The sequence below is a fragment of the Micromonospora craterilacus genome, assembly GCF_003236315.1.
Taxonomy (GTDB): Bacteria; Actinomycetota; Actinomycetes; order Mycobacteriales; family Micromonosporaceae; genus Micromonospora; species Micromonospora craterilacus.
Map to the genome: position 1 here is coordinate 1 of NZ_POTY01000496.1, position 1,115 is coordinate 1,115.

Below are 1,115 nucleotides of genomic sequence, written 5' to 3' on the forward strand. Positions count from 1 at the left end.
ACCCGCCACCGACCACGCCGCCGCCGACCGGCCGCCCGTGCCGGGCCCCGATCCGGCGGCCGGTCAGCCGCCGACCGAGCCACCCCCGGCCGAGGCCGAGCGGCCGAGCTGGGCTCGCTCCGGCCCGGTCAGCGACTGGGCCCCGTCCTGGGCACGCGGCGAGGGCGAGTCCGCCGGCCGGCGGTCGCGCGAAGTGCCGGCCCCGGGCTGGGCCAGCGAGCCCAATCGGCCGTACGAGCCGGTGCGCGCCGAGCCGACCCGTCCCTACGAGCCGGTACGCGCCGACCTGCCCCGTCCGTACGAGCCGCCTCCGTCGGCGAGCGACCCCGGCCCGGGGCACGAGCCGCCGACCGAATCCGACCCGGCCGACCGGCCGTCCTGGGCGGCGGCCATGCCGACCAGCGCGCCGCCGGTTGAGGAGCGCCCCTCCTGGGCCGCTCGGGCAGCCGGCGGGCCGCCTGGGAACGAGCGCCCGTCCTGGGGGGCGCGTCCGGTCAGCGGAGCGCCGGCCGACGAGCGCCCGTCCTGGGGCACACGCCCGGTCAGTGCCGCGCCGGCCGACGAGCGCCCGTCCTGGGGAGCGCGTCCGGTCAGCGGAGCGCCAGCCGACGAGGGCCGGCCCTGGGGTGCGCGTCCGGTCAGTGGCGCGCCGGCCGACGAGGGCCAGCCCTGGGGTGCGCGGACCGACGAGGGCCAGCCCTGGGGCTTCCGGGCCGCCGGCCAGCCGCCGGCCGACGAGGGCCTGCCCTGGGCGCTCCGCCCGGCCAGCGCCCCGCCGGCCAGCGCCCCGCCGTTCGCCGCTCCGCCGGCCAGTGCCCCCTCGGCCAGTGCGCCGTCGGCCAGTGCCCCGCCAAGCGCTGTTCCGCCGGGCAGTGCCCCGCCAGCCAGTGCGCCGCCGTTCGCCGGACCGCCGGCCAGTGCGCCGCCGTTCGCCGGACCGCCGGCCAGTGCCGCACCGGCCAGTGCGCCGCCGTTCGTGGCGTCGCCGGCCAGCACGGCGGCCGGCACCCCGTCTGCCGGTGGGTCGCCCGGCGTACCGGAAGCCCGGCCCGATCCGGCCTCGACGCCGCCGGTCGCCCAGGTCGGGGCGGCGTCCGACGGGTCGGTCCATCGAC

Annotated in this window: 1 pseudogene; it reads right to left on the reverse strand. The window is 81.8% G+C overall.

Going from position 1 to position 1,115, the window contains the following annotated elements:
• Positions 1–264: 264 nt before the first annotated feature.
• A pseudogene (locus C1I95_RS35620) lies at positions 265–1,115 on the reverse strand (hypothetical protein); the annotation flags it as partial.